Genomic DNA, 25,172 nt, shown 5'->3' on the forward strand with positions numbered 1-25,172 from the left:
GGGGTGGGAAGCATGGCGAACGGCATCATGGGGCGTTTCTACAAGCAGCGGGAGCCGGAAAGCCGGGAACATCTGGAGGCGGCCGAACTGTCTTTAGCCGCCGCAGTTCAGAATACGCCTGCCCAACCGGCCTCTGGCAGCGCCACGGCGAGTGGCGAAGAGGCTTCGCTCGGGCCGGACATGGTTTCCGAGCGGGTCAATCTGCACCGCTACCTGCTCGATCGTATCAACCTCGGGATCCTCGACACGCTCGACAACGAGGAGATCGCCACCGAGATCCGGCCGTTGGTCAAGGACTATATCCGGAGTAACAACTTTCCGCTGAATGCCAAGGAAATCAATGATCTGATCCGCGATATCACCCACGAGATGCTCGGGCTAGGACCGATCGAGCCGTTGCTGGCCGACGACACAATCGCAGATATTCTCATCAACGGCTACAACAGCGTCTATGTCGAGCGGAGCGGCAAGCTCGAGAGCACCGCCGTGCGGTTCAAAGACGAGGACCATCTACTTCGGGTGATCAACAAGATCGTCTCGGCAGTCGGCCGTCGCGTCGACGAGTCAACGCCGATGGTTGACGCCCGCCTCAAGGATGGCTCGCGTGTCAACGTCGCCATCAGGCCGATCTCGGTCGATGGTCCGCTCGTTTCCATTCGCAAATTCACCCGCAAGCCGCTGACAATGGAGCGCCTCGTGCAATATGGTGCCATGGCCGATGCGATGCGCATCCTTCTTAGCGCCGCGGTCAAGGGCAAAGTGTCCATGGTCATTTCAGGCGGCACCGGTTCTGGCAAGACCACCTTGCTCAACGCTCTCTCGTCGCAGATCTCTCCAAAGGAGCGCCTGATCACCATCGAGGATGCGGCCGAGCTTCAACTGCAGCAGCCACATGTCGGGCGTTTGGAAACTCGACCGCCGACGCTCGACGGACGCAACGAGATCCGCCAGCGCGAACTCTTGAAAAATGCCCTACGCATGCGTCCCGACCGCATTATCGTCGGCGAAGTACGCGGCGACGAGGCGTTCGACATGCTGCAGGCGATGAATACCGGTCATGAGGGGTCGATGACGACCATTCACGCCAATACGCCCCGCGACGCTGTCGGTCGGCTTGAGCAGATGGTCGGCATGGCGGGGATGCCGATGTCGCAGTTGAGCATTCGCTCGCAGATCTCGTCCGCCATCACCATCATCGTGCAGGTCCAGCGCCTGAGCGACGGCAGTCGCAAGATTGTCTCGATTTCCGAGATCACCGGCATGGAGGGCGAAGTCCTGCAGATGCAGGAGATTATGAAATTCAAGAAACTCGGCACCGATGAAGGCGGGCGGATCCATGGAGAATTCCGCGCCACCGGCATTCGGCCGCGGTTCGTCGAGGAATTTGCCGAACTCGGGATCGAGATCCCCGGGACGATTTTTGATCCCGGTAAACCGCTGCAAACGGGACCTGTTCAATGAGCCTGACTCTGCTTTACGCGGCCGTTTTCACCGCGGCCCTTGTTGCTGTCGAAGCGATAATGCGCGGCTACTTCAAGACATCCGAACGCCACCGCGCTGTAAACCATCGGCTGAGCTTGCTCGAGGTCAGCGATGATCATCGTAAGACCTATAGCGACATGCTCAAGGAGCGCGGTGTCGGCGGCAGTTGGCGGCAAACCCCCATGATGCAGCGGCTGCTGCAGTTCTACGCCCAGTCGGGAATTAAGTTCGATGCAAGGCGATTTGCTCTCTTCACAATCGCGGGCGCACTCTTGACGTGGCTGGTCGTTCAGTTCCTCGTGCCGAGCACTCTGCTTAGAGTGCCGGTCTTTCTCCTGATTTGCCTCCTCATCCCCGCACTCGTCGTCTGGCGCGCTCGGGCGCGCCGCATGAAGAAATTCGAACTGAAGCTTCCTGAAGCGCTCGATGTCGCCAATCGCAGCTTGGCCGCCGGCCACCCGCTGCCGGCGGCGATTGCTTTGGTGGCACGCGAGATGCCTGATCCGATCGGCACCGAATTCGGCCTCCTCTCGGATGAACTCACCTACGGCGTTACACTGGACGACGCCCTTGTGAACTTGACGGACCGGGTCGGCGTCGAGGATCTGAACCTGCTTGCGATATCGTTGAGCGTACAGGCGGGAACCGGCGGCAATCTGGTGGAGATCTTGCAGAACCTTTCGAAGACGCTGCGAGACCGGACAATGCTCAGGGCAAAGGTCAGGGCGATTTCCTCGGAAGGACGCATCACGGCGATCTTCATGTCGGTCTATCCGTTTCTGCTCTACGCGATGATCAAGGCGTTGTCGCCGACCTACTTCGATCCTGTCTGGGATAGCGGCCACGGAACCACCGTGGTGAGCGTTTTGTTGGCCGTCATGGCCATCGGGAATGTCATTCTCTACAAGATGGTCAACTTCGAGTACTGAGGCGGTCATGTCGAGTGAGTATGGAATCTACCTCATCGTCTTCTTTGCAGTGCTGATCTTCTCTGCAGCAGCATCGGAGTTGTTTTTTCGGCAGCGCGAGGTCTCGGTTCGGGTGTCGAAGAGCTCGGCGGCGGCCGGCGAGGAGGTCCACCTTGGCGATACGACGATTGCCGATCTCGGCGAGGCGGAAAACCGCCTGATCCGTCGCTATTTCGAAATTACGCGACGTGACACCAATGTGAACTCCACCCAGAACCGGCTGATTCGAGCGGGGTATTTCGCTGCCGGCGCCGTAACCACCTTCCAGGTGGTTCGCGCGGTCGTCTGTATCAGCGTGCTCGTCGCGGCGGTCTGGGCCGCAAACCGGGTCGCGCCGGACATGTCGCAGATCGCGACCCTGATCATTGCCATGTTTGCTGCGGGTGCGACCTTTATTCTCGTCAACATCTATATCGACCGGCGTGGCGCCGCCAAAGAGAGGGAGTACCGCCGCCTCTTTCCCGATTTTATGGATATGCTGATCGTCTGCCTCGATGCGGGGATGAGCATCGAGGCGGCGGCGAACCGTGTTGCCCGAGAATTCGTTAGCAAGCAGCAGGACTTCGGCCTGCATCTCTCGATCATGATGCTGGAAGTGCGGGGCGGCCGGCGATTGCGCGAGTCGCTCGCCAACCTTGCCACCCGCCTAAGGATTGACGAGGCCCGGTCCCTTTCCGTTCTGTTCCGCCAATCGGAGGAACTCGGGACGAGCGTAACGCAGACGCTCCGGGTCTACAGCAAGGAAATGCGCGACGTCCGCATTGTTCGCGCGGAGGAAAAGGCAAACGCCCTGCCGGTCAAGATGCTGCTGCCGCTCGGCGCGTTCCTTTTTCCGGTAAGCCTCGTCATCGTTCTCGTTCCCATTGTTATCCGTGTCGTCAGTCTTCTCGTCAGCATGAAACCCGGCGGTTGAGCCAAGCGAGGTCGTATGCAGTATTCGCTCGAACAGAATCGTAACGATGCCATCATTTCCCTCGACCCGCGAATGCCGATCGCACCGGCAAGCATAGAACAAGCCGGACTGGATTCGTCGTTCCTGCTTCGGCTGGCGTCAAAATGTGCGGCCGAGCAGGATACAATCACGGCATCTCATCTGGCTGCGCGCATGAAACTGCCGAAGGTGATCGTCAACATCCTTATCAAGGAACTCGTGAAACTTGCATACCTCGAGGCTCGCGGCCTGGCTGGTGAGGATGTGAGATCCGATATTCGATATGCGCTTTCAATGAAGGGGTTCGAATATGCCTACGCGGCCTCGCGTCAATGCCAGTATATCGGGCCCGCGCCGGTGTCGCTGGACGCGTTCTGCCGACAAGTGGGTTTGCAGTCCATCCATCACGAGCGCGTGACACCGGAGCGGCTGACCGAGAGCCTTGATGGGCTGGTGCTCGCAGACGCCTTGGTCGAAAAACTCGGGCCGGCCCTGAACTCCGGTCGCTCTATCCTGCTTTACGGACCCGCCGGAAACGGAAAGACAAGCATCGCCGAGCGGACGTCGCAGCTGTTTCGCCAAACAATATGGGTGCCTTATGCCATCGAGGTCGGCGGCCATGTCATCAGTTTCTATGACGAGGCAGTACATCACCCATTGTCGGAGTCTGACGCAGAATCCTATCCGAAAGGGGATCAACGATGGATCGAATGCCGCCGTCCGGTGATCAAGACGGGCGGGGAATTAACCCTCGATCAGCTCGATCTCACCTTCAACGACGGACCGAATGTCTATGAAGCGCCCATACACTTGAAGGCGTCCGGCGGCGTTTTCATCATCGACGACTTCGGGCGCCAGCAAGTGGCGCCGCAGGCGCTCATCAATCGCTGGATCGTGCCGCTCGAGCGCGGATATGACTTCCTGACGCTGCATACCGGCAAGAAGTTCAGGGTTCCCTTTGACGAGCTGGTCGTATTTTCGACGAATATCGCACCGAGGGACCTTTCCGACGAAGCGGGCTTGCGGCGCCTCAAGTATAAGATCTTTGTGAACACTCCGTCGCGCGACGAATATATCAGAATTTTCAGATCGTATGCCAGCGGCAGTGGATTGGTTGTCTGTGATCCGGACCTGAACCTGTTCTACGATCGCAAGTACAATGGCGATGTACTAGCGTCTTGCTATCATCCGAAATATCTTTTGGATTTCGTCGATTCCTACTGCGAATTCAACGGTGTAGAAAGAATCGCGTCGCTCGATATGCTCGAACGGGCGTGGGAAGGTGTATTCACGTCTGGATGATTGCGGACTTCGCGCTAAGCACGGAGTCCTGAATCTATCCAATTAACGACTTACGGGGAGTGAAACGAATGACCAGCATCCCGAATATCGACGGCGAAGTAGGCGGCGCGAGACCAAGCAATATGCGAGTAATTGAGCAGAGAGGCTCAAAAAGCCCGCTCCTCGTCGGTCTTGTCCTAATGCTCTTGCCTATGAGTGCTGGCGTTCTCATCTATACTGCCAAAAACTCAGCGGATGTTCGCGAGAGCCGCGAGACCATGGCCGCGCTTAAAAGGTCCATCGATGGCCTGAGAGGACAAATGGAAAAGCAGTCGGGCAATATCGCAAGCAATGCCAAGGCCGACGAACTCGCCGTTATCCGCCAGGAGATGGATAGCCTCCAAAAGGCGATTCTTTCGATGAATGAACGGATGGGTAACGTCACAAGCGGTACACGCATGGGTTCAGCTTTGGTCCTGAGCGCGCCCGGCAAGGAACCAGCACAATTTTTCGCACCATCGCGCGGTGCCCTGCCAGCGGAAACTCAAAATAGCAGTCTTGCGTCCATCGAAGCCGGGGGCATTGCTGTCAGTGACCTGCCGCGTTACGAACGAACACTCTCGCCGGAAGGCCAGCTCATACTTCGGAAGGCACGATAACAACGACCTCAGCGAAATCTCCAAGGCAATCGCTGGACGCGGCAAGGGGCGCGGCCCGATGCTCGCAATGCGGCAAGGGCGCTAATCTCGACCCAGACGATCGCTGAAGGAACCTATCCCCGCTGAGCGAAATTCGCGCTATTCTTCATCAATTCGAGATTACGGGCAGTGACTTCGTTTCCGGGATCAAGCTCATAGGCTTTCAGGAAATACCCTCTGGCAACGCGCAAGTCACCGCGTAAAAGGTGAGAATATCCGATATTGTTGTAGTAGACCGGGGTGTTGCCGATCATTCGCGAGAGTTGCTGGTAGGCGCGGTCGGACGTATCAAAGCGGGCAACCATGTCGGCCGAGGCTGCTAAGCCCAGCCAAGCGGCCGGATCTTCCGGAAAAACGTCAACCGCTCGCTTGTAGATGGCGTAAGATTTTCCGTAGTTCTTTTCCTGAAACTGCAGTTTTCCGGTGGTTATCAACTCGTCGTTCTTATAGAAGGCGACGGCTGAATCATCCTCGAGGGTCTTTGCACTATCGCCAAAAGCAGCGAGACCATCAACGCTGGATGACTGGCAACCGGCTAAAATTGCTCCGGTCGCTATCAAAAACGCAATGCATTTAGTCCCAGCTCTGATCTGCAACATTCAACTTGATCCCCCATCAGACATTCTTGCCTAAAATTCGGATGCGTTCACCGGAAATCATCGTAAAAAAAAGCTAACAACTCAAGAATTTGAGCAAATAGTCGCAAAAAAGCGACAAACGCGGTATCCGCCGGAATGCGCCAGAGTGATAAACGCCAACGATCCACACGGCGCGAGCTCGCCGAGGAACAGGACTGACATCTCGCCGATGCCTTTCCCCGCGACCAGCATCGAGAGCGCGTATGGTTCAACACGCTGAACGAGGCATATGTTAAGGCGCGGTATTCCAGGCATTTTGAGATCGGCGAGGAGGCTCTCGCCCGGCTTGGAGAGCAATGCCTCATTGCTTGGACTGGTCGACACGGTGTGCTCCGAGTATCTGGCGATCCTTGCGCGGAATAGCGGGTAGCAGCGTTGTGTGAATGCCTTTTGTACGTACCATTCAGTTAAACTAACCGTGCAAGCGAAGCCTTGAGGTTGGCGTTCTTCGCTTGTTCGGAAATCCTGAGACACCTCTTCTTTTTCTTTGTAATTTCCGACATATATTAAATATTATGTACGTTCCGCAGATTGTCACGCGCGGATTAAGGTGTTGGCGATGGCAACCGCCAATCTTCACTTTGTTGTTTTTGCTGTTCTCAGCCTTGGGCTTCGTCGCACCGTCGGCGTCCAGCCGCGTTGCTGTCGTCCTCAAGGTGAACGGCGCCATTGGGCCTGCGATAGCTGACTACGTGGTACGAGGCATTCAGCGTGCTGGCGAACGTGGAGCGGTCTTGGTCATTCTGCAAATGGACACACCAGGTGGTCTTGACACCTCCATGCGGGAAATCATTCGCGCGATCCTTGCCTCACCAGTGCCTGTCGCGGGCTTCGTCGCACCGAGCGGGGCACGGGCTGCCAGCGCCGGCACCTATATTCTCTACGCAAGCCACATTGCGGCAATGGCGCCTGGGACCAATCTAGGTGCGGCGACACCAATCGCGCTCAGCGTAAAGCCTTTCGGCGGTGATGCGGAACCCGAAAAGAAGCCGGGCGAACCTAGTGACAAGCAGGCAGAAGCTCCGGGCAATGCCAGCGAAGCAAAAGCCGTTAACGACGCAGTCGCTTACATTCGCGGGCTTGCGGAATTGCGCAATCGCAACGCCGACTGGGCAGAGCGTGCCGTGCGCGAAGCTGCGAGCCTTTCATCCACTGCGGCAGTGCGCGAACATGCCATCGATTTCACGGCAGTTGATGTCAACGATCTCCTTGCAAAGGCACAAGGGCAGGTGGTGCGGGTCGGTCAAACGGACGCCCGGCTCGATACCTCCGGTTTAGTCGTGCAGGAATTCGAGCCCGACTGGCGCACGCGCCTGCTTTCCGTCATTACCGATCCGAACATCGCAATCATCCTGATGATGGTCGGGATCTATGGCCTGATCTTCGAATTTCTCGCACCTGGGACAATGCTTCCTGGCACGATCGGCGGCATCTGCCTCCTCCTTGGTCTCTATGCCCTGGCATTGCTGCCGGTGAGTTTTGCCGGCCTTGGGCTTATTTTCCTCGGCGTGGGATTGACTGTGGCTGAGGCGCATTCGCCAAGCTTCGGCGCTTTCGGCATTGGCGGCGGGGTAGCCGTGATCCTGGGAGCAACCATTTTGTTTGATACCGATATACCCGGCCTGGAAGTGTCGCGCGCCCTACTGGGCGCAATTGCATTTGCTGCTCTTGCTTTTAGCCTTGTCGTTGCTCGCCTGGCGTTCACCTCGCGCTTGCGCCGGGTTGCCACCGGTGCAGAGCAGATGATTGGCATTTCCGGTAAAGTTGAGAGCTGGATGGGGCTCACGGGGTATGTCATCGCACATGGCGAACGCTGGAAGGCGGTTTCCGCCGAACCACTTGTTGCCGGTGACCCTGTCAGCGTGACCGGCCGCAATGGGCTGGCGCTCGAGGTCGCCAGCCGTCCTAAGGACACTTAACGGCACTCAGCAAGCAGGAGGAGAAGTCATGGATATGTTTGCAGATCTTGCCTTCTATTTGGTGGCCATCGTCATTTTGGTCGCCATCCTCGCATCCGCGGTTAAAATCCTGAGGGAATACGAACGCGGCGTCGTGTTCACACTTGGCCGCTTTACCGGAGTCAAGGGACCCGGCTTGATTCTGCTCATCCCCTATGTCCAGCAGATGATGCGGGTCGACTTGCGCACGCGCGTACTCGATGTCCCTAGCCAGGACGTCATCTCACATGACAATGTCTCGGTTCGTGTCAGCGCGGTGATCTATTTCAGGGTTATTGACCCCGAGAAGTCGACCATCCAGGTCGAGGATTTCATGATGGCAACAAGCCAGCTTGCCCAGACGACGTTGCGCTCCGTGCTCGGCAAGCACGACCTCGATGAGATGCTGGCAGAACGTGACAGGCTCAACTCGGATATTCAGGAAATCCTTGACACTCAGACGGATGCTTGGGGAATTAAAGTAGCCACTGTCGAGATCAAACATGTGGATATCAACGAGTCGATGGTTCGTGCAATTGCTCGCCAAGCGGAAGCCGAACGCGAACGCCGCGCAAAGATCATTAATGCCGAGGGCGAACAGCAAGCTGCAGCGAAGCTACTAGAAGCGGCCGAAATTTTGGCCAGGCAGCCGGAGGCGATGCAACTTCGTTACTTGAGCACTTTGAACGTCATCGCCAGCGAGAAGACTTCGACGATTTTATTCCCCTTCCCGATGGAGTTCGGCAATCTGATGGCCATTAAGCCGAAGTGATCGAACGGCTCTGGCGGTGCTCCGTCGGGCGCGACTTTGCGCGAGACGATAGCTGTCGCCATTCATCTCGAGGATGTTGACGTGGTGGGTGATACGATCGAGTAGCGCACCGGTCTTGGAGAGCGGCACGAAGCCCAGCTCATCGATGATGAGAAGCTGGTAGGTCCGGCGGAACACCGCCACCCCGTGGTCTTGGTCAGCTCGGCTCAGATGTGCAAAGCGCTTCCCAAAGCTTTCAGCGCCGCCTCCATGACTGCTTCACTGCGGGTCGGATGGGCGTGGATGGTGCCGGCAATATCTTCCAGGCGCGCACCCATTTCGATCGCCAGCGCAAAGGCCGCCGAGAGTTCGGAGACCCCTGCTCCCACCGCCTGCAGGCCGAGAACGAGATTGGTGTCGGCGCGGGCGACGACGCGCACGAAGCCCTCCTCCGACAGCATGGTCATCGCCCGTCCGTTGGCGCTGAACGGAAACTGGCCGGTGCGGATTTGATAGCCCTGCGCCTGCGCCTCCGCCGGCGAGAGGCCGGCGCTGACAATNCCCATTTCGATCGCCAGCGCAAAGGCCGCCGAGAGTTCGGAGACCCCTGCTCCCACCGCCTGCAGGCCGAGAACGAGATTGGTGTCGGCGCGGGCGACGACGCGCACGAAGCCCTCCTCCGACAGCATGGTCATCGCCCGTCCGTTGGCGCTGAACGGAAACTGGCCGGTGCGGATTTGATAGCCCTGCGCCTGCGCCTCCGCCGGCGAGAGGCCGGCGCTGACAATCTCCGGATCGGTAAAGCAGATGGCGGGAATGCAGCGCTTGTCCCAGGCCCGCTTCTTGCCGGCGATGATCTCGGCTACCATCTCGCCTTGCGCCATCGCCCGATGGGCCAGCATCGGCTCGCCGGTGACGTCGCCGATCGCATAGATGCCGCGCATGGAGGTGCGGCAGCGATCGTCGATCCTGAGATAAGGGCCGGCGCGATCGAGATCGAGCTCTTCGAGACCGGAGCCTGCCGTCCTCGGGCGGCGGCCGACGGTAACGAGGATGCGGTCCGCCGGCAGGCTCTCTCGCCGGCCATCGGATGTTTCGACGATCAATGTCTCGCCATTATCGGCAAGGCCGATCGCCTTCGCACCTGTCAACACCCGGACGCCGCTTTCGGTCAGCTTGCGCATGACGGGCCGCACCAGCTCGGCATCATATAATGGCAGCACCTGTGGCGTTGCCTCGACCACCGTCACCTCCGATCCCATCTTGGAAAAGGCCGTGCCAAGCTCCAGCCCGATATAACCGCCGCCGACGACGACAAGTTTTTTCGGCAGCTCCGTCAGCGACAGCGCCTCCGTCGAGGAGATCACGCGGCCGTCGAACGGCAGGTTGGCAAGCTCCACCGGATCGGAACCGGTGGCAATCACCACGGTCTCGGCGCGGATGATCTGCTGGCCGGTCTCCGTCTCCACCTCCACCGTCTTGCCGTCGCGGAAGTGGGCCCGGCCATGGACGATCTTGACCCGCGCCTTCTGTAATAGCCCCGAGACGCCGCCTGTAAGCCGGCCGACGATGCCGTCCTTCCAGGCGATCGTCCTCAAAAGATCGATCGAGGCGCCTTCGACGCGGATGCCCATCGGGTTCTTGCCGACAAGCATCTTTTGCGTCGCGTCGAATTCCTCGGCCGCATGAATTAACGCCTTGGAGGGAATGCAGCCGACCGTCAGGCAGGTGCCGCCCGGCTTGCCGGCCTCGACGATGACCGTATCGACGCCGAGCTGGCCGGCGCGGATGGCGCAGACATAACCGCCAGGGCCGGCGCCGATGACGAGGAGCTTGCAGACGATTTCTTTCATGGCTCAGCCTTCGATGAAAATGAGCGCGGGCGATTCGAGCAGCGTACGGATGCGCTGCACGAAGGTTGCCGCGTCCCAGCCGTCGATGATGCGATGATCGAAGCTGGAGGAGAGGTTCATCATCTTGCGCGGTACGAACTGCGCGCCGTCCCATACCGGCCGTGTGGCGATCTTGTTGACGCCGATGATCGCCACTTCGGGATGATTGATCACCGGCGTCGAGACGATGCCGCCGAGAGCGCCCAGCGAGCTGATGGTGATGGTCGAGCCCAAAAGCTCATCGCGGGTCGCCGTCCCCGATCGCGCCGCTTCCGCCAGCCGGTTCATTTCCGCCGCGCAATCCCAGATGCCGCGCGCTTCCGCATGCCGCACCACCGGCACGGTCAGACCGGCCGGCGTCTGCGTGGCGATGCCGATATGCACGGCGCTATGACGCGTGATGATGCCGGCATCGTCGTCGAAGGTGGCGTTGACGTCGGGCTGCCCGGAAATGGCCTTGACCAGCGCCCGCATCAGGAAGGGCAGAACCGTCAGCTTCGGATGATCCGGCCTGCGGTCGCCGTTCATGGTGGCGCGCAACTCCTCGAGCGCGGTCATATCCACTTCCTCCACATAGGTGATGTGGGGGATGCGCGAGGTGGACAGCACCATTTTTTCGGCGATGCGGCGGCGCAGGCCGGTCAGCTTGATCTGCTCGGTCGCCGTCTTCCTGGCAGAACCGTTCCTTGCCGTTGCCGGAGCGGCGCCCAGGGTCAGGAATTGCTCGATATCCTCGCGCAGGATGCGGCCGGCCGGTCCGCTTCCCTGCACCTGTCTGAGATCCACCCCCTTTTCCCTGGCAAACAGCCGCACGGAGGGCGCGGCAAGCGGCTTTTCAACCGGCGCTGGCGCAGAGGCCGGCGCTGCCGGAGTGGGCTTTGCAAGCTCGACCTTAGTCGTTTCGGCAGGTGGCGTCTGCGAGATCCGCACGGGCTGGGCGTCGCCGTCGCCGACATCGCCCGCCGTCTCGATCCGCACCAGCGGCGCCTTGACCGCGATCCGGTCTCCGACCTCGCCGGCAAGCCAGATGACGGTGCCGTTGACGGGAGAAGGAATTTCCACGGTGGCCTTGTCGGTCATGACGGCGGCGATCACCATATCCTCGCGGACCGGATCTCCCGCCTTCACATGCCATTCCACCAGCTCGGCCTCGGCCACCCCTTCCCCGACATCGGGCATCTTGATGATGAATTCGCCCATGGCTCAGGCCTCCATGACTTCGGCAAGTGCCCGCCCGACCCGGGCGGGACCGGGGAAATAGTCCCATTCCTGCGCATGCGGATAGGGCGTGTCCCAGCCGGCGACGCGCACCACCGGCGCTTCGAGATGATAGAAGCAATGTTCCTGTACCAGTGCCGCAACCTCGGCGCCAAAGCCGGAGGTCAGCGTTGCCTCATGCACGACGACGCAACGGCCCGTCTTGGTGACCGATTTGACGATCGTATCGAGATCGAGCGGCAGCAGGCTCCTGAGATCGATCACCTCGGCATCGATGCCGGCATCGTCTGCCGCGGCAAGCGCCACATGCACCATCGTGCCATAGGCAACCACGGTCACCGCAGACCCGGCGCGCCGCACTTCGGCCTTGCCGATCGGGATGGTGTAATGGCCGTCGGGCACCTCTCCCAGCTCATGTTTCGACCACGGCGTCACCGGCCGCTCGTGATGGCCGTCGAAGGGGCCGTTATAGAGCCGCTTCGGCTCCAGGAACATGACGGGGTCGGGATCCTCGATCGCCGCGATCAGCAGGCCCTTGGCGTCATAGGGATTGGAGGGAACGATCACTTTCAGCCCGCAGACATGGGTAAATAGCGCTTCCGGGCTCTGGCTGTGTGTCTGGCCGCCGAAGATGCCGCCGCCGGTCGGCATACGCACGACGATCGGGCAGGTGAAATCGCCGTTGGAACGGTAGCGGATGCGCGCCGCCTCCTGCGTCAGCTGGTCATAGGCCGGATACATGTAATCGGCGAACTGGATTTCGACACAGGGCTTCAGCCCGTAGGCGGCCATGCCGATCGCCGTGCCGACAATGCCGGATTCGCTGATCGGCGTATCGAAGCAGCGCGTCCTGCCGTATTTTGCCTGCAGACCTTGCGTGCTGCGGAAGACCCCGCCGAAATAGCCGACATCCTCGCCGAACACCACGACATCGTCGTCGCGCGCCATCGAGACGTCCATGGCGCTGCGCACCGCCTCGATCATCGTCATCCTGGCCATGTCAGTACCCCGCCTTCTGCCGCTGGCGGCGGATATGCGGCGGCATCTCGGCATAGACGCCCTCGAAAATGTCGCGCACCGAAGGCCTGCCGCCGGCATGCAGCGTGCCATGCGCTTCCGCCTGACGCTGTGCCTCGATCACCTCGTCGGCAATTTCAGCCTCCGCCTGCACATGCCGCTCCTCCGACCACGCGCCCTTGACGATCAGATGTTTCTTCAGCCGCAGCACGGGATCGCCGAGCGGCCAGGCCTCCGATTCCGTCTTCGGCCGATAGGCGCTCGGATCGTCGGAGGTCGAATGCGCGCCGACGCGGTAGGTGACATATTCGATCAGCGTCGGGCCGAGATTGCGCCGGGCGCGTTCGGCCGCCCAGCGGGCGACGGCATGGACGGCGAGATAGTCGTTTCCGTCGACGCGCAGCGCCGGAATGCCGAAGCCGAGGCCGCGGGCGGCGAAAGTGCCGGAACCGCCACGGGCGATGCCTTGAAAGGTGGAGATCGCCCATTGATTGTTGACGATGTTGAGAATGACGGGCGCCTTGTAGGTCGAGGCGAAGACGAGCGCCGAATGAAAGTCCGATTCCGCCGTCGAGCCGTCGCCGATCCATGCCGCGGCAATGCGGCTGTCATTCTTGATCGCCGAGGCCATCGCCCATCCCACGGCCTGCACATATTGGGTGGCGAGATTGCCGGAGATGGTGAAGAAGCCGTGTTCCTTGGAGGAGTACATGATCGGCAGCTGCCGGCCGCGAAGCGGATCGCTCTCGTTCGAGTAGATCTGGTTCATCATCTCGACCATCGGATAGTCGTCTGAAATCAGCAGGCCCGCCTGGCGATAGGTCGGGAAATTCATGTCTCCCTTGATGAGCGCCTTGCGGAAGGCGCAGCTGACGGCTTCTTCGCCGAGATGCTGCATGTAGAAGGAGGTCTTGCCCTGGCGCTGCGCCATCAGCATGCGAGTGTCGAAGGCACGCAGCTTCATCATGTTGCGAAGCCCGGTCAGTAGTTCCTCGTCGGAGAGCGAGCCTGCCCAGGGGCCAACCGCCTCGCCGTCGCGGTTCAGCACGCGGATGATCGAATAGGCGAGCTCGCGGATGTCTTCCGAAGCGACGTCCACCTCCGGCCGCGGCACGGCACCAGCCTTGGCGATCTTGACGTTGGAAAAATCGGGCTGGCCGCCCGGGCGGACGGCGGGTTCGGGGACGTGCAGGCTCAAACGAGCGGAATCCACCATGTTTTTTTATTCCTCCCTTTGCCGGCCATGCATCCCTCCCCTGAAGCAGGGCCGGATATATTGTTACAGATTGCGGGCGATCACCATGCGCTGCACGTCGCTCGTTCCTTCATAGATCTGGCAGATGCGCACATCGCGATAGATGCGCTCGACCGGGTAATCGGCCATGTAGCCATAACCTCCATGGATCTGGATCGCGTCGGAGCAGACGCGCTCGGCCATCTCGGAGGCAAAAAGCTTCGCCATCGAGGCTTCCGACAGGCAGGGCAGCCCGGCTTCCCTCAGGCAGGCGGCGTGAAAGGTGAGCTGCCGGCCGGCCTCGATCCGCACCGCCATATCGGCCAGGCGGAAGGCAACCGCCTGGTGCTCGACGATCGGCTTGCCGAAGGCGGTGCGCTCTCCGGCGTAGTCGCGCGCCGCCTCGAACGCCGCCCGCGCCATGCCGACCGCCTGCGCCGCAATGCCGATCCGCCCGCCTTCAAGATTGGCGAGCGCGATGCGGTAGCCTTCGCCTTCTGCGCCGAGCCTCAACTCGACAGGAATGCGCATGCCGTTGAAAGCGATCTGGCAGGTATCGGTGGAATGCAGGCCAAGCTTATCCTCGACGCGGATCACCTCGTAGCCTGGCGTATCCGTCGGCACGATGAAGGCGGTGATGCCTTTCTTGCCGGCATCAGGATCGGTGACGGCAAAGACGATGATGACATTGCCGTTCTTTCCCGAGGTGATGAATTGCTTGGCGCCATCGAGCACGTAGTCGTCGCCGTCACGCCGCGCCCGGGTCTTCAGGTTTGAGGCATCGGACCCCGCCTGCGGCTCGGTGAGCGCAAAGCCGCCGATCCATTCGCCGCTTGCCAGTTTCGGCAGGAAGCGCTGCCGCTGCTCCTCGGTGCCGAACTTCAGGATCGGCACGCAACCGACGGAGCTGTGCACGCTCATGATCGTCGAACACGGCCCGTCGCCGGCGGCAATCTCCTCAAGGGCGGCGGCATAGGCGACCACACCGGTATCCGAGCCGCCATAGGCCTCCGGAACCAGCATGCCGAGCAGCCCGAGTTCACCCATCTCCTTCAGTTCCTCGCGCGGGAAGAGATGCCCCCGGTCACGCTTGGCCGCCCCCGGCGCCAGCCGGTCGCGGGCAAAATCGCGGGCGAGATCTGAGATCTGCTGCTGAAGATCGGAAAGAATCATCTGTTCAACCTCTCGCCTCGTGCCGCTCGATGGCGACGGCCGTCGCCTCGCCGCCGCCGATGCAGAGCGCGGCCATGCCGCGCTTCAGGTCGTAGCGCTCCAATGCCGAAAGCAGCGTCACCAGAATCCGGGCTCCCGACGCGCCGATCGGATGACCGAGGGCGCAGGCGCCTCCATGCACATTCACTTTTTCATGCGGCAGGTCGAGATCGCGCATCGCCGCCATCGCGACGACGGCGAAAGCCTCGTTGATTTCGAAGAGATCGACGTCCGAGAGCGCCACGCCGGTGCGGTCGGACAGTTTCTGCAGCGCGCCGATCGGCGCAGTGGCGAATAGATTGGGCGCCTGCGAATGCGTGGCATGGCCGAGAATGGTGGCGAGCGGTTGGAGGCCGCGATGCTCCGCCTCGGAGCGGCGCATCAACACGAGGGCCGCGGCGCCATCGGAGATCGAGCTGGAATTGGCGGCGGTCACCGTGCCACCTTCGCGAAAGGCGGGCTTCAGCGTCGGGATCTTGTCGAGCCTGGCCTTGCCGGGCTGTTCGTCGCGGCTCGCCACCTGCTCGGCTTTGCCCGATTTCACCGTGACCGCCACGATCTCGCTTTCGAAACAGCGCTCGGCAATCGCCTTCTGCGCCCGCGTCAGAGAGGCGATGGCGTAGTTGTCCTGCGCCTCGCGCGTAAACTGATAGGCCTCGGCGCAATCCTCCGCAAAGCTGCCCATCAAGCGCCCCTTGTCATAAGCATCCTCCAGCCCGTCGAGGAACATGTGATCCACGACACGCCCATGGCCAAGCCTGTAGCCGGCACGGGCCCTGTCAAGGAGATAGGGCGCATTCGTCATGCTTTCCATGCCGCCTGCGACCGCCACCGAAGCACTGCCGGCGGCGATCAGGTCATGCGCCATCATCACCGCCTTCATGCCCGAACCGCACATCTTGTTGACGGTGCTGGCCGCTGTCGCAAACGGCAGGCCGGCATGGACGGCCGCCTGGCGGGCGGGCGCCTGCCCCTGCCCGGCCGACAGCACGCAGCCGAAGATGACCTCCTCGATCGCCTCGGCCTCGACGCGGCTGCGCTCAAGCGCTGCGAGGATCGCCACTGCTCCGAGTTCGGGTGCTGTCGCCTCCTTCAGCTCTCCCTGAAAACTGCCGATCGGGGTGCGCGCCGCCCCGACGATGACGATGGGGTCCTGCAATGCCATCTTTCCTCCTCGGGCGCCGCTCACCGCGCACCCATTCGCAATGCGCCGTCGAGGCGGATGACCTCGCCGTTCAGCATGTTGTTTTCAAAGACATGGCGCACCAGCCCGGCAAATTCCGCCGGCCGGCCGAGCCGCGGCGGAAAGGGCACGCTCTTGCCGAGTGCGGCCTGAACCTCGGCCGGCATATCAGCCATCATCGGCGTCTCGAAAATCCCGGGCGCGATCGAAACGACGCGAATGCCGTAACGGGCAAGCTCGCGGGCGACCGGCAAGGTCATCGCCGCCACGCCGCCCTTGGAGGCGGCATAGGCCGCCTGGCCGATCTGCCCGTCAAAGGCGGCAACCGAGGCCGTATTGACGATGACGCCGCGTTCGCTTTCCGCATCCGGCTCCGCATTCTGGATCGCAGCAGCGGCAAGCCGGATCATGTTGAAGGTGCCGATGAGATTGATGCCGATGGTGCGGGCAAAACTCTCCAGCCGGTGGGGCCCGTCGCGGCCGATCACCTTTTCGGCCGGTGCCACGCCGGCGCAATTCACCAGGCCGCGCAGGCCGCCGAAGGCCTCGACCGCCGCGGCAACCACTGCTTTTCCCGCCTCGCCATCGGTCACATCCGCCTCGACGAAGCGGACATCGCGCCCGAACTCGCGGGTAATTTCCTCGCCCGCCTGCGGATTGAGATCGGCAATCGTCACGCGCCCGCCCGCCTCGACCAGCGCGCGCACCGTTGCCGCGCCGAGCCCCGAGCCGCCGCCGGTCACGATGAAACCTGCACCTGCGATTAGCATGAACCTATTCCTCCCGCCGCCGCGCCGTCCTCCAGGCACAACCGGCAGCCGCGATTCTATTCGCTCCACCTATTGCAAGCGATGACAGAACTGCTCCATTATCTCGGCCAGTTTTGCCATAGTGGGGATTGATATGGCCGAGATCGAGCGACGCATGATCGCGCCGGGTTTCGTGGAGGAAGCGCTCGACAGCCTGCGGCGGTTGGGCAAGCCGACGGCGCCGATCCTTGCCCGCGTCAGCCTGCCGCCTGGCATCGACCAGCCGGTTTCGGCGGAGACCTATGGCGCGCTCTGGCTGGCGATCGCCGCCGAGCTCGACGACGAATTCTTCGGCATGGGCGCTCGCCCGATGCGCAGCGGCAGCTTCACCCTGCTTTGCCATTGCGTGCTGCATGCGCCGACACTCGGTCACGCGCTCCGCCGGGCGCTGCGCTTCCTCGATGTCGTGCTCGACGATCCCCGGGGACGGCTCGTCGTCCGCGACGGCATGGCTGAGGTCGAGCTCAGCGATGCCGGCGCGCCGCGTTCGGCCTTCGCCTACCGCACCTACTGGATCATCCTGCACGGCATCATTTGCTGGCTGGTCGGCCGGCGCATCCCGATCCGCCTTGTCGATTTCCGCTGCGCCGAGCCCCGCCAAGGCGCCGACTACCAGCTCTTCTTCGGAGCACCGGTGCGGTTTTCTCAAGCCATCAGCCGGCTCGGCTTCGACAGCGCCCTGCTCGACCTGCCGATTTCACGCAGCGAGCAGGCGCTGAAACAGTTCCTGCGCGGCGCGCCCGCCAATATTCTGGTGCGTTATCGTTACGATGCCGGCATCGCCGCCGCCGTCCGCCGGCGCTTGAACCTGGCAACGCCCAATGCCTGGTCGAGCTTCGCCAAGCTTGCCGCCGATATGCGCATGCCGCCCTCCACGCTTCGCCACCGCCTGCACGATGAGGGGCAAAGCTATGCCGCCATCAAGGACGACATCCGCCGCGACCTCGCCGTCGACCTTCTGCTGAGCACATCGAACACCATCGGCGAGATTGCCGTGCAGCTTGGTTATTCCGAACCCAGCGCCTTCTTCCGGGCTTTCCGGAAATGGATGGGCAAGAGCCCCGAGGCTTTCCGGCGGGAAGAAGCGGAAAATCGAAGCTAAGTCAGTCGAACCGCTTGACGCGACCCGACTGGGTTCGCGCTTTCGCGAACGTCGCGCCAATCTTCATCACGAAGGATTTGCTGAAGCGACCAAGAATCTCTTGATGCGGCTCGATGTACCAGGAGTGTTCGACGATATCATAGTTATATTCGTCTACGACGATCCAACTCTGTTTGAGATCACCAATACCGGCACGCCGGCATTCGATATCGGGAATTTCCAGGGCGATCCGCTCCGCCTGCGGCGGCTGCGTTGTGATTGCCAGAAGCACAAGATGCGTATTTCCATCGCCTGCGCTGCGGATTGCGACAACGACACAAACTGGTCGTTGTTTACGCCCTTCGGTCTCGCCCCGCTGCTGCTGCCATGCCCAGAGATAGGGATAGTATATCACTTCCCCGGGGCGAAACTCATGGCTCATCGTCGTAACCGTCACCCTTCGCCAGCCGCTCGATCGCCTCGCCGAATAACTCGGCATGTTCGTCCGGCATCTCCGAGAGGTGATGAGCACGACGTGGGTCCTTGCCGCTGCGCATGCGCTCGTAATGTTCATAGCTCATCAGCACGAAACGCGGCTTGTTATGTCGAGTGAGAACGATCGGCTCCCGGCTTGCAGCATCGGTGACGTCGCCGACCTGCTTGTTGAGATCCCCTGTCGTGAACTGTCGCATGATAATCTCCGGCTTTGTTTCCATATATTCCATATTTCCCATATTTTCAAGAAAACGGCACAACTTCGATACGGAGGCCGTCACCCGCATCCAAATCAGAGACACTTTGAACCTTCCGCAACCCGCGCTACATATTTCAGCGGGAGGACTGCCATGTTTGATTTTTCGCTCGGCGACACCGCGGACGCGATCCGTGAAACGACGGCGCGGTTTGCCGCCGATCATATTGCTCCGATGGCCGCGGAGATCGACGAAAACAATACGTTTCCGCGCCAGCTCTGGCCTCGGATGGGGGCGCTCGGCCTGCATGGGATCACCGTCGAGGAAGAATTCGGCGGGGCCGGTCTCGGTTACCTCGAGCATGTCGTCGCCATGGAGGAGGTTTCCCGCGCCTCCGCTTCCATCGGCTTGAGTTACGGCGCCCATTCCAATCTCTGCGTCAATCAGATCCGCCGCTGGGCCTCGACGGAGCAGAAACGCCGCCATCTGCCGAAGCTGATCTCCGGCGAACATGTCGGCGCGCTTGCCATGTCCGAGGCCGGCGCCGGTTCCGATGTCGTCTCCATGCGGCTGCGGGCCGACCAAAAGGGCGACCGCTACATCCTGAGCGGCACCAAGTTCTGGATCACCAATGCGCCGCATGCCGACGTGCTTGTCGTCTATGCCAAGACCGATCCGGCCGCCGGCCCGAAAGGCATTTCCGCCTTCATCATCGAAAAAGGCCTGCCTGGCTTCAGCGTCTCGAAAAAGCTCTCCAAGCTCGGCATGCGCGGCAGCGACACGGCCGAGCTGGTCTTTCAGGATTGCGAGGTGCCGGCCGAGGCGCTGATGGGGCGGGAGGGGGAAGGCGTGAAGATCCTGATGTCCGGCCTCGATTACGAACGCGCCGTGCTTGCCGGCGGCCCGCTCGGCATCATGCAGGCCTGCCTTGATGTCGTGCTGCCCTATGTGCGCGATCGCAAGCAGTTCGGCAAACCGATCGGCGATTTCCAGCTGATGCAGGCAAAGATCGCCGATATGTATGTCGCGCTGAATTCGGCGCGCGCCTATGTCTATGCCGTCGCCCGCGCCTGCGATGCCGGCCGCGCGACGCGCACGGATGCTGCCGCCGCGATCCTTTTCGCCAGTGAGAATGCCGTCAAGGTCTCGCTGGAGGCGATCCAGGCGCTCGGCGGCGCCGGCTATACCAAGGAATGGCCGGTCGAACGCTTCTTGCGCGATGCCAAGCTCTACGACATCGGCGCCGGCACCAACGAGATTCGCCGCTACCTGATCGGCCGGGAGCTCATTGCGTCATGACGGTGATTTCGACTGCGATCGACCGCGACAGCGACAGCTTCAAGGCCAATGCCGTCAAGAACAAGGCCCTGATCGACGAGCTCCACGAGCGTTCGGTCAAAGCGCGCCAGGGCGGATCGCCAACGGCGCGCGAGCGCCATACCGGCAAGGGCAAGCTCCTGCCGCGCGACCGCATCCAGCTGCTGATCGATGCCGGCAGTCCTTTCCTGGAGATCGGCACGCTGGCCGCCAACGGCATGTATGGCGACGAAGCGCCGGGCGCCGGCATCATATCAGGCATCGGCCGCGTTTCCGGCCGCGAGGTGATGATTGTCGCCAATGACGCGACGGTGAAGGGTGGCGCCTATTACCCCCTGACGGTGAAGAAACATCTGCGGGCGCAGGAGATCGCCATGCAGAACCGATTGCCCTGCCTCTATCTGGTCGACAGCGGCGGCGCCAATCTTCCGCATCAGGCCGAGGTCTTTCCCGACCGCGACCATTTCGGCGCGATCTTCTACAACCAGGCACAGATGTCGGCCGAAGGCATTCCGCAGATTGCCTGCGTGATGGGAAGCTGCACCGCCGGCGGCGCCTATGTGCCGGCCATATCCGACGAAACGGTCATCGTTCGCAATCAAGGCACGATCTTCCTCGCCGGCCCGCCGCTGGTCAAAGCTGCCACCGGCGAGATCATCTCGGCCGAAGAGCTCGGCGGCGCCGAGACCCACGGCCGCCGCTCCGGCGTCGTCGATCATGTCGCCGAAAACGACGAACATGCGCTGCTGCTGATGCGCGATATTACAGCAAGCCTCAACAGTGTGAAATCAATCGATATCGACATCACGCCGCCGCGGCGGCCGAAACTCGGTCCGGAAGATCTCTGCGGCCTCATTCCGGACGACGTCCGCTCGCCCTATGACGTGCGCGAGGTAATCGGCCGGATCGTCGACGGCTCGGAACTGCACGAGTTCAAACCGCTTTACGGCACCACGCTGGTCTGCGGCTTCGCCCGCATCTGGGGCATGCCGGTCGCCATCATCGCCAATAACGGCGTGCTGTTTTCCGAAAGCGCTCTGAAGGGCGCGCATTTCATCGAGCTCGCCTGCCAGCGCCGCGTGCCGTTGCTCTTCCTGCAAAATATCTCCGGCTTCATGGTCGGCGGCCGATACGAGGCCGGCGGCATCGCCAAGGACGGGGCAAAGCTGGTGACGGCGGTGGCAACCGCGACCGTACCGAAAGTGACCGTCATCATCGGCGGCAGCTTCGGCGCCGGCAATTACGGCATGTGCGGCCGCGCCTATCGACCGCGCTTCCTTTTCACCTGGCCGAACAGCCGCATCAGCGTCATGGGCGGCGAACAGGCAGCCTCGGTGCTCGCCACCATCCGCCGCGATGCGATGGAGGCGCGCGGAGAGGACTGGCCGGACGAAGAAGAGGCCGCCTTCAAGGCGCCGATCCGGGCCGCCTACGAGGCCGAGGGCAATCCCTATTATGCGACGGCCCGCCTCTGGGACGACGGCATCATCGACCCGCGCCAGACCCGCGATGTCCTCGGCCTTGCCTTTTCCGCCTGCCTGAATGCGCCGATCCCGAAAGGGCCGCGCTTCGGCCTGTTCCGGATGTGAGGCGGCCATGATGGAAAGCCTTCTCATTGCCAACAGGGGCGAGATCGCCCGCCGCATCATCCGCACCGCCAAGCTGCTCGGCATCCGCACGATCGCCGTCTATTCCGAGGCCGATGCCGGCCTACCCTTCGTGAGCGAAGCGGACGAGGCGATCGCCATCGGCCCGCCGGCGGCCCGCGAAAGCTACCTCTCGCAGCAACGCATCCTGGAGGCCGCCCGGAAAACCGGCACCGCCGCCATCCATCCCGGTTACGGTTTCCTGTCGGAAAATGCCGAATTTGCCGAAGCGGTGGAAAGCGCCGGCATCCTCTGGGTCGGCGCGCCCCCGGCCGCCATCCGCGCCATGGGGCTCAAGGACGCCGCGAAAGAATTGATGCAGGCGGCAGGCGTCCCCGTCACCCCCGGCTATCTCGGCCCGGACCAGAGAGAAGAGCGGCTGTCGGCAGAAGCCGATGCCATCGGTTATCCCGTGCTGATCAAGGCGGTTGCCGGCGGCGGCGGCAAAGGCATGCGCCGCGTCGACCGCCCGCAGGATTTCGCAGAGCTTCTCGCCTCATGCCGCCGTGAGGCCGCCGCCTCCTTCGGCGACGATCGCGTTCTGATCGAACGCTACATTGCCAATCCGCGTCATATCGAGGTGCAGGTCTTTGCCGACAAGCTCGGGAATTGCGTTCACCTCTTCGAACGCGATTGTTCGCTCCAGCGCCGTCACCAGAAAGTCATCGAGGAGGCCCCCGCCCCAGGCCTCGATACCGCCACCCGGGCGGTAATCTGCGATGCGGCGGTGAAGGCTGCAAGAGCGGTAAACTATGTCGGCGCCGGCACTATCGAATTCATCGCCGATGCCTCCGGTGGCCTCAATCCCGACCGCATCTGGTTCATGGAGATGAACACGCGGCTGCAGGTGGAACACCCGGTCACCGAAGCGATAACTGGCGAGGATCTGGTGCTCTGGCAGCTGAAAGTCGCCAGCGGCGAGCCCTTGCCGAAAAGCCAGAACGAGATTGTTGTCAACGGCTGGGCCTTTGAGGCCCGGCTTTACGCCGAAAATCCCGCCGCCGGCTATCTGCCCTCGACCGGCCGGCTAGACCATCTCAAGCTGCCGAAAACGGTCCGCGTCGACAGCGGCGTCGATGAGGGCGATGAGATCACCGCCTTCTACGATCCGATGATCGCCAAGATCATTGCGCATGGGCCGAACCGCGAGGCGGCACTGTCGAAACTCGCGGCCGCCTGCGCCGACGTCGAGGTCTGGCCGGTCAGATCGAATGCCGGTCTTCTCGCCCGCATCGCCGCCGACCCGGATTTTCACGCCGCCCGGATCGATACCGGCTTCCTCGACCGTCACGGTGAAAGCCTTGTGGCGACCGAGCCTGATGAAACCGTGATCGACAGCGCCGCCACCGCGCTTGCAAAGAGCGCATCTGATGAGCCTTGGTCCGCCCTCACCGGTTTTCGCGTCGCTGGGCCGAGCGACAGACGCGTCCGGGTGCGCGTCGGCGGCCACCTCTATTGGGGGCGTCTGCGCCCCGACCTCGAAGCAAAGACCATCGAGACGGACGAGACGACGGTGCTTTTCGACGCCGGCAACGCCTGGCCGATCGGCCTGCCCGTCGCAAGCGAGGTCGAGGCAAGCCACGGCGTGGGTGATGGCGCCATCCTGTCGCCCATGCCCGGCCTGGTCATTTCCGTGGATGTCGCCGAAGGCGACCCGGTCGCCAAGGGCGATCGTCTGCTGACGGTCGAAGCCATGAAAATGGAACATTCGCTGCGGGCGCCCTTCGACGGCATCGTCGGAAAGCTGCAGGTTTCCCCCGGTATCAGGGTCTCGGAAAACCAGCTGGTCGCCAGCGTCATGAAGGGAGAGGATTGATGGCCGGTCGCTACTTCGACGAATGGACGGTCGGCGACCGCATCGCTCATGAGATCCGCCGAACGGTCACCGAGACCGACAACCTGCTGTTTTCGACGCTCTCCCACAATCCGCAGCCGCTACACCTCGATGCCGAGTATGCGGCCAGCACCGAATTCGGCCGGATCGTCGTCAACGGCACCTTCACTTTTGCGCTGACCGTTGGCCTTTCTGTCGGCGACACGACGCTCGGCACGCTCGTCGCCAATCTCGGCTACGACAAGGTGACGATGCCGAAACCGGTCTTCATCGGCGATACGCTGCGGGTGGAAACCGAGGTGATGGAGCTGCGCCGCTCGAACTCCCGCCCAGACGCCGGCATCGTCACCTTCCGGCACATCACTCTGAACCAGCGCGATGAGATCGTCTGTCAGTGCCTGCGCACGGCGATGCTGAAGGTGAAACCGTCATGAGGCTGCGCTCGCTGCTCTTCGTGCCCGGCGACCGGCCGGAACGTTTCGAAAAAGCGCTCGCCTCGGGCGCCGATGCCGTCATTCTCGATCTGGAAGATTCGGTTGCGCCAGCGAGCAAGCCGAAAGCGCGCGAAAACGTACACGAGTTCACCCTGCGCCAGACCGGCGAGACCGCCCTTCTTATCCGTATCAATCCCCTCACCTCCCCGGCATTCGAGGACGACCTTGCCGCTCTGAGCGGCCTTCGCGCTTTCGCGATCATGCTGCCGAAGGCCGAGGGCGCGGCTTCCGTGCGCAAACTCGCGGCCTCGCTGACGTCGGCCGTTCCCGTTTTGCCGATCGCGACCGAAACGCCGTCGGCGATCTTCGAGATCGGCAGTTACCGGGAGGTCTCGACCAGCCTCTGCGGCCTGACCTGGGGTGCTGAGGATCTGCCCGCCGCGATGGGGGCCACGACCGCGCGGAGGACGGATGGCCGTTATACGCCACCTTACGAGCTTGCCCGCTCGCTCACGCTATTCGCAGCCCATGCCGCCGCCGTTCCCGCAATCGAAACCGTCTATCCCGATTTCCACGATCTCAAAGGTCTGAGCGCCTATCTCGGCCGCGCCCGGCGAGACGGCTTTTCCGGCATGATGGCCATCCATCCGAGCCAGATCGAAACGATCAATCACGCCTTTATGCCGGATGCATCCGAGATCGCCTGGGCCGAGAAAGTCGCCGCCGCCTTTGCCGCCAATCCCGACGCAGGCGTCATCCAACTGGACGGGCGCATGCTGGATATACCGCATCTGAAGCTCGCGCTGCGCATTCTGGCAATGGCAGGGCAAATCACTCCTGCCAACTAGAGAATTTCCGTTTTTCTTCGAACCACCGAATTGTTCTATCTCGTTGTTTTCACGCAATTCCGGGCGCAA

At 61.8% G+C, this 25,172-nt stretch carries 23 protein-coding genes and 3 pseudogenes; 14 read left to right on the forward strand and 12 right to left on the reverse strand.

What is annotated here, in order from left to right:
• Nucleotides 1-12 precede the first annotated feature (12 nt).
• The 5 genes from HJB83_RS05465 (at nt 13) to HJB83_RS05485 (ending at nt 5,321) form a co-directional block, all read left to right on the forward strand.
• Nucleotides 13-1,461 (forward strand): CpaF family protein, encoded by a 1,449-nt coding sequence (locus HJB83_RS05465; RefSeq protein WP_207584911.1) that lies wholly within the window; start codon nt 13-15, stop codon nt 1,459-1,461.
• The gene (locus tag HJB83_RS05470) at nt 1,458-2,411 is read left to right on the forward strand and encodes a type II secretion system F family protein (protein WP_207584910.1); all 954 of its coding nucleotides are present in this window, start codon (nt 1,458-1,460) and stop codon (nt 2,409-2,411) included. The genes HJB83_RS05465 and HJB83_RS05470 overlap by 4 nt, the downstream gene beginning before the upstream one ends.
• Before the next feature lie 7 nt (nt 2,412-2,418).
• On the forward strand, nt 2,419-3,363 hold the full coding sequence (locus HJB83_RS05475) for a type II secretion system F family protein (protein ID WP_221131383.1): 945 nt from the start codon (nt 2,419-2,421) through the stop codon (nt 3,361-3,363).
• A 15-nt stretch (nt 3,364-3,378) separates the two neighbouring features.
• Nucleotides 3,379-4,683 carry an AAA family ATPase gene (locus HJB83_RS05480; protein ID WP_221131384.1) on the forward strand — a complete coding sequence of 435 codons (1,305 nt, stop codon included), beginning with the start codon at nt 3,379-3,381 and terminating at the stop codon, nt 4,681-4,683.
• A gap of 68 nt (nt 4,684-4,751) precedes the next feature.
• Entirely contained in the window at nt 4,752-5,321 is a 570-nt protein-coding gene (locus HJB83_RS05485; protein ID WP_207584907.1) for a hypothetical protein, read from the forward strand.
• 113 nt (nt 5,322-5,434) lie between these two features.
• Here HJB83_RS05485 and HJB83_RS05490 read toward each other — a convergent pair whose 3' ends face one another.
• On the reverse strand, nt 5,435-5,959 hold the full coding sequence (locus tag HJB83_RS05490) for a tetratricopeptide repeat protein (protein ID WP_207584906.1): 525 nt from the start codon (nt 5,957-5,959) through the stop codon (nt 5,435-5,437).
• A 171-nt stretch (nt 5,960-6,130) separates the two neighbouring features.
• Between HJB83_RS05490 and HJB83_RS33985 the strand changes: the two are divergent.
• The 3 genes and pseudogenes from HJB83_RS33985 to HJB83_RS05500 all read left to right on the forward strand — a co-directional run.
• A pseudogene (locus tag HJB83_RS33985) lies at nt 6,131-6,368 on the forward strand (nucleotidyltransferase); the annotation flags it as partial.
• 145 nt (nt 6,369-6,513) lie between these two features.
• Complete coding sequence (locus HJB83_RS05495) at nt 6,514-7,917, forward strand: nodulation protein NfeD (protein WP_221131447.1); 1,404 nt, start codon at nt 6,514-6,516, stop codon at nt 7,915-7,917.
• 28 nt (nt 7,918-7,945) lie between these two features.
• Nucleotides 7,946-8,707 carry a slipin family protein gene (locus HJB83_RS05500; RefSeq protein ID WP_207584905.1) on the forward strand — a complete coding sequence of 254 codons (762 nt, stop codon included), beginning with the start codon at nt 7,946-7,948 and terminating at the stop codon, nt 8,705-8,707.
• Here HJB83_RS05500 and HJB83_RS05505 read toward each other — a convergent pair.
• The 9 genes and pseudogenes from HJB83_RS05505 to HJB83_RS05545 all read right to left on the reverse strand — a co-directional run.
• A pseudogene (locus HJB83_RS05505) lies at nt 8,654-8,869 on the reverse strand (ATP-binding protein); the annotation flags it as partial. The gene HJB83_RS05500 and the pseudogene HJB83_RS05505 sit on opposite strands and share 54 nt — an antisense overlap.
• Nucleotides 8,870-8,913: 44 nt before the next feature.
• Complete coding sequence (locus HJB83_RS34560; RefSeq protein WP_405049166.1) at nt 8,914-9,252, reverse strand: hypothetical protein; 339 nt, start codon at nt 9,250-9,252, stop codon at nt 8,914-8,916.
• Nucleotides 9,250-10,539 (reverse strand): annotated as a pseudogene (lpdA, locus tag HJB83_RS05515) (dihydrolipoyl dehydrogenase); the annotation flags it as partial. The pseudogene lpdA and the gene HJB83_RS34560, both read right to left, overlap by 3 nt.
• A 3-nt stretch (nt 10,540-10,542) precedes the next feature.
• Nucleotides 10,543-11,778 (reverse strand): dihydrolipoamide acetyltransferase family protein, encoded by a 1,236-nt coding sequence (locus HJB83_RS05520; protein ID WP_221131385.1) that lies wholly within the window; start codon nt 11,776-11,778, stop codon nt 10,543-10,545.
• A gap of 3 nt (nt 11,779-11,781) precedes the next feature.
• A complete protein-coding gene (locus HJB83_RS05525) occupies nt 11,782-12,795 on the reverse strand; it encodes an alpha-ketoacid dehydrogenase subunit beta (RefSeq protein ID WP_221114958.1) in 1,014 nt (337 codons plus the stop codon).
• Nucleotide 12,796: 1 nt separating this feature from the next.
• Complete coding sequence (locus HJB83_RS05530) at nt 12,797-14,029, reverse strand: 3-methyl-2-oxobutanoate dehydrogenase (2-methylpropanoyl-transferring) subunit alpha (protein WP_221131386.1); 1,233 nt, start codon at nt 14,027-14,029, stop codon at nt 12,797-12,799.
• Nucleotides 14,030-14,092: 63 nt separating this feature from the next.
• Complete coding sequence (locus HJB83_RS05535) at nt 14,093-15,220, reverse strand: acyl-CoA dehydrogenase family protein (protein WP_221131387.1); 1,128 nt, start codon at nt 15,218-15,220, stop codon at nt 14,093-14,095.
• Between the two features lie 4 nt (nt 15,221-15,224).
• Nucleotides 15,225-16,424, reverse strand: a complete 1,200-nt coding sequence (locus HJB83_RS05540; protein WP_207584899.1) for an acetyl-CoA C-acyltransferase — start codon at nt 16,422-16,424, stop codon at nt 15,225-15,227.
• A 20-nt stretch (nt 16,425-16,444) separates the two neighbouring features.
• A complete protein-coding gene (locus HJB83_RS05545; RefSeq protein WP_207584898.1) occupies nt 16,445-17,212 on the reverse strand; it encodes an SDR family NAD(P)-dependent oxidoreductase in 768 nt (255 codons plus the stop codon).
• Between the two features lie 133 nt (nt 17,213-17,345).
• On the opposite strand from HJB83_RS05545, the gene HJB83_RS05550 reads away from it, so the two are divergent.
• The gene (locus HJB83_RS05550) at nt 17,346-18,353 is read left to right on the forward strand and encodes an AraC family transcriptional regulator (protein ID WP_207584897.1); all 1,008 of its coding nucleotides are present in this window, start codon (nt 17,346-17,348) and stop codon (nt 18,351-18,353) included.
• Between the two features lies 1 nt (nt 18,354).
• Here the strand turns inward: HJB83_RS05550 and HJB83_RS05555 are convergent, their stop codons facing one another.
• Together HJB83_RS05555 and HJB83_RS05560 are read right to left on the reverse strand one after the other, a co-directional pair.
• Nucleotides 18,355-18,774, reverse strand: a complete 420-nt coding sequence (locus HJB83_RS05555) for a hypothetical protein (protein WP_207584896.1) — start codon at nt 18,772-18,774, stop codon at nt 18,355-18,357.
• Complete coding sequence (locus tag HJB83_RS05560) at nt 18,764-19,024, reverse strand: type II toxin-antitoxin system Phd/YefM family antitoxin (protein ID WP_207584895.1); 261 nt, start codon at nt 19,022-19,024, stop codon at nt 18,764-18,766. Before HJB83_RS05560 ends, HJB83_RS05555 begins: the two co-directional genes overlap by 11 nt.
• 153 nt (nt 19,025-19,177) lie before the next feature.
• On the opposite strand from HJB83_RS05560, the gene HJB83_RS05565 reads away from it, so the two are divergent.
• Genes HJB83_RS05565 through HJB83_RS05585 form a run of 5 tightly spaced genes read left to right on the forward strand, consistent with a single transcriptional unit; the run spans nt 19,178 to nt 25,103 of the window.
• Complete coding sequence (locus HJB83_RS05565; protein WP_221114963.1) at nt 19,178-20,323, forward strand: isovaleryl-CoA dehydrogenase; 1,146 nt, start codon at nt 19,178-19,180, stop codon at nt 20,321-20,323.
• Entirely contained in the window at nt 20,320-21,930 is a 1,611-nt protein-coding gene (locus HJB83_RS05570; RefSeq protein WP_221114964.1) for a carboxyl transferase domain-containing protein, read from the forward strand. Before HJB83_RS05565 ends, HJB83_RS05570 begins: the two co-directional genes overlap by 4 nt.
• A gap of 7 nt (nt 21,931-21,937) precedes the next feature.
• Complete coding sequence (locus tag HJB83_RS05575; RefSeq protein ID WP_221131388.1) at nt 21,938-23,803, forward strand: acetyl/propionyl/methylcrotonyl-CoA carboxylase subunit alpha; 1,866 nt, start codon at nt 21,938-21,940, stop codon at nt 23,801-23,803.
• Nucleotides 23,803-24,255 carry a MaoC family dehydratase gene (locus HJB83_RS05580; protein WP_221131389.1) on the forward strand — a complete coding sequence of 151 codons (453 nt, stop codon included), beginning with the start codon at nt 23,803-23,805 and terminating at the stop codon, nt 24,253-24,255. The genes HJB83_RS05575 and HJB83_RS05580 overlap by 1 nt, the downstream gene beginning before the upstream one ends.
• Entirely contained in the window at nt 24,252-25,103 is an 852-nt protein-coding gene (locus HJB83_RS05585; protein ID WP_221131390.1) for a CoA ester lyase, read from the forward strand. The genes HJB83_RS05580 and HJB83_RS05585 overlap by 4 nt, the downstream gene beginning before the upstream one ends.
• Nucleotides 25,104-25,172 lie beyond the last annotated feature (69 nt).

It is taken from the genome of Rhizobium sp. NZLR11, assembly GCF_019685115.1.
In the GTDB taxonomy this organism is placed as follows: domain Bacteria; phylum Pseudomonadota; class Alphaproteobacteria; order Rhizobiales; family Rhizobiaceae; genus Rhizobium.

Bases quoted from the DNA above. Each gene is read 5' to 3' on its own strand.
- HJB83_RS05570 (WP_221114964.1), top strand. From the start codon at position 20,320: ATGACGGTGATTTCGACTGCGATCGACCGCGACAGCGACAGCTTCAAG.
- HJB83_RS05565 (WP_221114963.1), top strand. From the start codon at position 19,178: ATGTTTGATTTTTCGCTCGGCGACACCGCGGACGCGATCCGTGAAACG.
- HJB83_RS05500 (WP_207584905.1), top strand. From the start codon at position 7,946: ATGGATATGTTTGCAGATCTTGCCTTCTATTTGGTGGCCATCGTCATT.
- HJB83_RS05555 (WP_207584896.1), bottom strand. From the start codon at position 18,774: ATGAGCCATGAGTTTCGCCCCGGGGAAGTGATATACTATCCCTATCTC.
- HJB83_RS05560 (WP_207584895.1), bottom strand. From the start codon at position 19,024: ATGCGACAGTTCACGACAGGGGATCTCAACAAGCAGGTCGGCGACGTC.
- HJB83_RS05540 (WP_207584899.1), bottom strand. From the start codon at position 16,424: ATGGCATTGCAGGACCCCATCGTCATCGTCGGGGCGGCGCGCACCCCG.
- HJB83_RS05550 (WP_207584897.1), top strand. From the start codon at position 17,346: ATGGCCGAGATCGAGCGACGCATGATCGCGCCGGGTTTCGTGGAGGAA.
- HJB83_RS05585 (WP_221131390.1), top strand. From the start codon at position 24,252: ATGAGGCTGCGCTCGCTGCTCTTCGTGCCCGGCGACCGGCCGGAACGT.
- HJB83_RS05490 (WP_207584906.1), bottom strand. From the start codon at position 5,959: ATGTTGCAGATCAGAGCTGGGACTAAATGCATTGCGTTTTTGATAGCG.
- HJB83_RS05580 (WP_221131389.1), top strand. From the start codon at position 23,803: ATGGCCGGTCGCTACTTCGACGAATGGACGGTCGGCGACCGCATCGCT.
- HJB83_RS05475 (WP_221131383.1), top strand. From the start codon at position 2,419: ATGTCGAGTGAGTATGGAATCTACCTCATCGTCTTCTTTGCAGTGCTG.
- HJB83_RS05525 (WP_221114958.1), bottom strand. From the start codon at position 12,795: ATGGCCAGGATGACGATGATCGAGGCGGTGCGCAGCGCCATGGACGTC.
- HJB83_RS05530 (WP_221131386.1), bottom strand. From the start codon at position 14,029: ATGGTGGATTCCGCTCGTTTGAGCCTGCACGTCCCCGAACCCGCCGTC.
- HJB83_RS05495 (WP_221131447.1), top strand. From the start codon at position 6,514: ATGTACGTTCCGCAGATTGTCACGCGCGGATTAAGGTGTTGGCGATGG.
- HJB83_RS05470 (WP_207584910.1), top strand. From the start codon at position 1,458: ATGAGCCTGACTCTGCTTTACGCGGCCGTTTTCACCGCGGCCCTTGTT.
- HJB83_RS05465 (WP_207584911.1), top strand. From the start codon at position 13: ATGGCGAACGGCATCATGGGGCGTTTCTACAAGCAGCGGGAGCCGGAA.
- HJB83_RS05535 (WP_221131387.1), bottom strand. From the start codon at position 15,220: ATGATTCTTTCCGATCTTCAGCAGCAGATCTCAGATCTCGCCCGCGAT.
- HJB83_RS05480 (WP_221131384.1), top strand. From the start codon at position 3,379: ATGCAGTATTCGCTCGAACAGAATCGTAACGATGCCATCATTTCCCTC.
- HJB83_RS05545 (WP_207584898.1), bottom strand. From the start codon at position 17,212: ATGCTAATCGCAGGTGCAGGTTTCATCGTGACCGGCGGCGGCTCGGGG.
- HJB83_RS05520 (WP_221131385.1), bottom strand. From the start codon at position 11,778: ATGGGCGAATTCATCATCAAGATGCCCGATGTCGGGGAAGGGGTGGCC.
- HJB83_RS05485 (WP_207584907.1), top strand. From the start codon at position 4,752: ATGACCAGCATCCCGAATATCGACGGCGAAGTAGGCGGCGCGAGACCA.
- HJB83_RS05575 (WP_221131388.1), top strand. From the start codon at position 21,938: ATGATGGAAAGCCTTCTCATTGCCAACAGGGGCGAGATCGCCCGCCGC.